4 protein-coding genes and 1 pseudogene are annotated in these 4,645 nt (G+C 63.4%); 4 read left to right on the forward strand and 1 reads right to left on the reverse strand.

The features are described 5' to 3' along the window. Window positions 1–241, reverse strand: a pseudogene (locus QOC89_RS17130) (hypothetical protein); the annotation flags it as partial. Between the two features lie 572 nt (window positions 242–813). Between QOC89_RS17130 and QOC89_RS17135 the strand changes: the two are divergent. The 4 genes from QOC89_RS17135 (at window position 814) to QOC89_RS17150 (ending at window position 4,603) form a co-directional block, all read left to right on the forward strand. Next, complete coding sequence (locus QOC89_RS17135) at window positions 814–1,881, forward strand: ABC transporter substrate-binding protein (RefSeq protein WP_323046105.1); 1,068 nt, start codon at window positions 814–816, stop codon at window positions 1,879–1,881. Window positions 1,882–1,897: 16 nt separating this feature from the next. After that, the gene (locus QOC89_RS17140) at window positions 1,898–2,761 is read left to right on the forward strand and encodes an ABC transporter permease (protein WP_323046106.1); all 864 of its coding nucleotides are present in this window, start codon (window positions 1,898–1,900) and stop codon (window positions 2,759–2,761) included. Window positions 2,762–2,823: 62 nt separating this feature from the next. Continuing rightward, on the forward strand, window positions 2,824–3,693 hold the full coding sequence (locus QOC89_RS17145) for an ABC transporter permease (RefSeq protein ID WP_323046107.1): 870 nt from the start codon (window positions 2,824–2,826) through the stop codon (window positions 3,691–3,693). A 34-nt stretch (window positions 3,694–3,727) separates the two neighbouring features. Then, window positions 3,728–4,603, forward strand: coding sequence for an ABC transporter ATP-binding protein (locus QOC89_RS17150; RefSeq protein WP_323046108.1), 876 nt, complete (start codon window positions 3,728–3,730; stop codon window positions 4,601–4,603). Window positions 4,604–4,645: the final 42 nt, after the last annotated feature.

Consider the following 4,645-nt stretch of genomic DNA (forward strand, 5'->3'; position numbering starts at 1 on the left):
CCATTCGCAACACGACAGCAAACCATGCGTGAGTTGCACCGGCATGCCGCTCGGGCCGTTCCATTCGCCGCCGGTATTGCCGGAACATTGGCGCACCCGGTGCGCGGCTCGACGGCGCCACCTCGAGCGGCTTGAGCAGTTCGCTCGCTGCTGCGCCATGGGAGACAACCAGGCCGCCGGCCGCGAGGCGGACCAGCAATCGACGACGGCCGCGCGAAGGCGAAGAATCATTCTGCTTCATATAGACAATCGCAACGCATCATAGGCAAACCCGCTAGCGTAATGATGCCGGTTGTTGGTGAATTCGAGCCGCGTCAACGTGCCCGGCGTGCGCGGGTCGCCGGTGCGCAAGGACCAGCGCTACCGCGCACGCCGATCGCACAGCACGAACGTGTCCGATATCAAAGTATCGCGACACCGACGGCTTACCCAAACCAACAAATTTCGCTTTGCTTATTTGTTCTGTGGCGCATCACACTCGAAATACGCCTGGGCTGCCTTTCCCGTCACCAACGCTTCGCAGTCTTCATCGGCAGATGAGGTTGCCCTGATTCGCTGCCCGAACAGTCGATTCGCCGATATAGCAGCAACGCAAGAAACCAACCCGCGAGAAGAACGATCGCGACCGCCGCTGCCGCTCAGACCATGAGCGTCGGACGCGCTAACCAGTCAGCAAGCCGGTTCGAACTACTGCATATTTTCTTATCAGCAATGATTGGTTGGATTCGGGCGCACGCGAATCTAACGTGTAGTGCCAGTTATCGGCCCACCTGAATTCGCAACCCGCCCCCTTCCTTCGACTGGTATTGCCGAATGCGCCATTTCCGTCTGCTGAAAACCTTCGTCGCCGTGGCGACACTGTCGCTTGCCGCGGTTCACGCCTATGCCGACAAACCCGCCGTCATCCGGATCGGCGTCGCGCAGCAGGGCACAGGCGATCCGCCTACCTTCGGCGGCTCGCCCGCGGCCACCGTGCAACTGCAGCAGTCGCTCGAAAAAGAATTCGCCGCCGACGGCATCAAGGTCGAATGGCTGTTCTTCAAAGGCGCCGGCCCAGCGGTCAACGAAGCGATCGCCGACAAATCGCTCGACTTCGCCTTCCAGGGCGATCTGCCCGCGGTGCTCGCGCGCGCCAACGGCCTGAAAACCCATCTTCTGCTCGCCTCGGGCGTGCGCACCGGCGTCAAGGTCGCCGTGCCCACCGACTCCGACGTGCGCTCGATCAAGGACCTCAAGGGCCGTCGCGTATCGATCTTTCGCGGCACCAATCTGCAACTGGTCGCCGACAACGCGCTCGCCGCCAATCAGCTCGACGAACGGGATCTGCGCGTGATCAATCTCGATACCGCCAGTTCGCTCGCCGCGCTGGCCTCCAAGGGGATCGATGCGTCGGTCAACGATTACCACGTGTACAAATTGCGCGACCAGGGGCTCGCCAAGGTCGTCTACGAATCGCAGAACGATGGGCCGCAATTCACGCGTCAATCGCATCTGCTGGTCGTCGACGACTTCGACCGCGTGCATCCGGATATCGTGCAGCGCGTCGTCAACGTGTTTGTCGAAGGCTCGCAATGGTCGTCGGATGAAGCGAACCGCGACGCGCTCTTCAAGCTCTGGGCCAAAAGCGGCGTGCCCTATTCCTCGTGGCAGGCCGAATACGCGAATCAAAAACTGAAAGACCGCAATTCTCCGCTGATCGATCCGTTCATCGTCGCGCGCTACAAAACCGTCGCGGCGGATGCATTGAAACTCAAACTGATCCGTCAGCCGGTCCAGATAGATGGCTGGTTCGAGACGAAATATCTCGACAACGCGCTAGGCACACTGAAGCTCGACCATTACTGGACGCGTTACGACGCCACCGGTAAACCGCTCGGCTAAAACGGGAACCCTCACGATGAGCGAAACCGCACTTCCAGTCGATAACAAACGGCTCGGCCCTGCAGCCGCGGTGCCGGATGCACCCCACGCACCGCTGCATCGCAATCCACGGCTGCGCGCACTCGCCTGGCGGCTCGCGCCGTGGGTCTTGCCGGCCGTCCTGTTCGCCTTATGGACGGTGGGTTGCGAGCGCGGCTGGATCGCGCCGCAGATCCTGCCGCCGCCCGAGCGCGTGTTCGACACCTTCGTCGAACTGGCAAAGAGCGGCGATCTCGCGAGCAACACGCTGATCAGTTTGCAACGCGTGCTGCTCGGCTTCGGTGCGGGCACCGTGCTCGGTTTTGTGCTCGGTGCGGCACTCGGTTTGTCGCGCACCTTCGAAGCGTATGTACTGCCCAGCTTCAATGCGCTCGTGCAGATTCCGGTGCTCGGCTGGCTGCCGTTTCTGCTGCTGCTCGTCGGCGTTGGCGAGCCGCTCAAATACATCCTGATCGCGCATGCGGCGCTGGTTCCCGTCACGTTGAGCACGCTGCAAGGATTCCGCCAGACCCCTGCCTCGCTCAATGAAGTCGCGCGGGTATTCGAATACAACGGCTGGCAACGGATCGTCTATCTGGTCCTGCCCGCCGCGGTGCCGACGCTCGCCACCGGCGTGCGGCTCGCGTTCACCAAAGCCTGGCTCGCGCTGGTGGTGGTTGAACTGGTGGCGTCGTCCGAAGGGCTCGGCTATCTGATCGTCTACGGCCGGCAACTGTTTCAGCTCGACCTGGTGATGGCGTCGGTGGTGATGGTGGGTGCCATTGGTTACGCGATGAACCGCTCGCTGGACGCACTCGAAGCGCGTTTGCGGCGCGGCCAGCCATCGGCATTTCGCGAATGATCGCGGGTGATCGCGGGTGATCCGACCCACGGCTCCCAGACACCGCACTTGAGGAATCCACGATGAGTCTCTTCTCCTTCGCCCGATCGAAGCCCTCCGCCGACACGTCCTGCGACTGCAACGTGCCCGCCGCTTTCCGCCGCGCGGCACGCCCGCGCCGGCCGCTGCTCGCGCGCATCGACTGGCGCGGCGCCGTTCTGCCGATCGTCGCCATTGCGATCTGGTGGGCCGTCTCGGAGGCGCACGTGGTCAAAAGCGGCCTGCTGGTCAGTCCCGCGCAAGTGCTCGCCACCGCATGGCAACAGATCCTTAGCGGCGCGCTGTTCAAGGCGCTCTGCGCTTCGCTCGCGCGCGAAGCGAGCGGCTTCGTGATCGGCACGCTGGGCGGTCTGTTGCTCGGCAGCGTGCTGGGCTTCTCGCGGCTCGCCACACGCATGATCGGCCCGAGTTTCGATACGTTCAAACAGATCTCGCTGTTCGCATGGATCCCCCTGATCTCCGTGTGGTTCGGTCTCGGCGATGCGGCCAAGGTCGTCTTCCTCTCGCTCGCCGCGTTGCTGCCCGTCACCGCCCACACGTGCGACGGCATTCATGCGGTGCCGCGCGCTTATATCGAAGTCGCGCGCGCCTTCCGATACACGCGCTGGCAACTGATCCGCGCCGTGATTCTGCCGGCCGCGTTGCCGTCGATCTTCACGGGCATCTACCTCGCCCTGATCTATTCGTGGCTTGCCACGCTCGGCGCCGAATATCTGCTGGTAGCCGGCAGCGGCATTGGCAATACGCTGATCGACGGCAGCGAGCAGTTCCGCATGGACCTTGTGCTGTTCGGCGTGATCGTGGTCGGTTTGACCGGCTGGGCGTTGAACGCGCTGGCACGCGCCGTGGAGCGGGCGATCTTTGCACGGCGTGCGCCGCAAGCCGCACGATAACCATGCACCCGACCTCTCATTACCGGACCCGCTCATGACTTCTTCGACGCTTTCCGAAAGCATCGACATTCTTCGCGTCAGCAAACGCTACGCGCAGCAAGACGGCACACCGCTCGCGGTGCTCGACGACATTACCCTGCGCGTGCGTCCCGGCGAATTCGTCAGCGTGCTCGGTTCGAGCGGCTGCGGAAAGTCGACGCTGTTACGGCTGATCGCGGGGCTCGACACCGACTACACCGGCGACATTGTCGTCGCGGGCGAAAAGGTGCGCGACACCTCGCTCGAACGCGGCATCGTGTTTCAGGACCATCGCCTGTTTCCGTGGCTCACGGCGTCGCAGAACATTCTCGCCGCACTGCGTAACGCACCACTCCCGGCACGCGAAAAGCGCGACGCGGTTGCACAACATATCGCGCTCGTCGGCCTGAACGGCTTCGAAAACGCGTACCCGCATCAGTTGTCGGGCGGCATGGCGCAGCGCGTGGCGATCGCGCGCGGCCTCGTGAACCGCCCGCGTGTGCTGCTGCTCGACGAACCGTTCGGCGCACTCGATGCGCTCACGCGCGCCCGCCTGCAAAACGAGTTGCAACGGATCTGGGAACACGAGCGCATCACGATGATTCTCGTCACGCACGATGTTGACGAAGCGCTGTACCTCGGCGATCGGGTCGTCACGATGGCGCCACGGCCGGGCCGCATCAAACGGATCGTGGATGTCGCGTTGCCGCGTCCACGCGAACGGCACGACCCGCGCTTCATTCGTCTGCGCGATGAGGTGCTCGCCGATTTCGCCGAGCATGACGGCGCGCACCGCGAGGCGCCCGAAGACGATACGCCGGGCGGCGGCACGCGCATTCAGACAACGCCCGCGGCGAGTCCGCCGATTACCGAATGGCGGCTCGCATGGTGAGGCGCGCGGCTTTCGTCAAGCACATCCAACGATCACGGAGAA

Source organism: Paraburkholderia sp. (assembly GCF_034668105.1).
GTDB lineage: Bacteria > Pseudomonadota > Gammaproteobacteria > Burkholderiales > Burkholderiaceae > Paraburkholderia.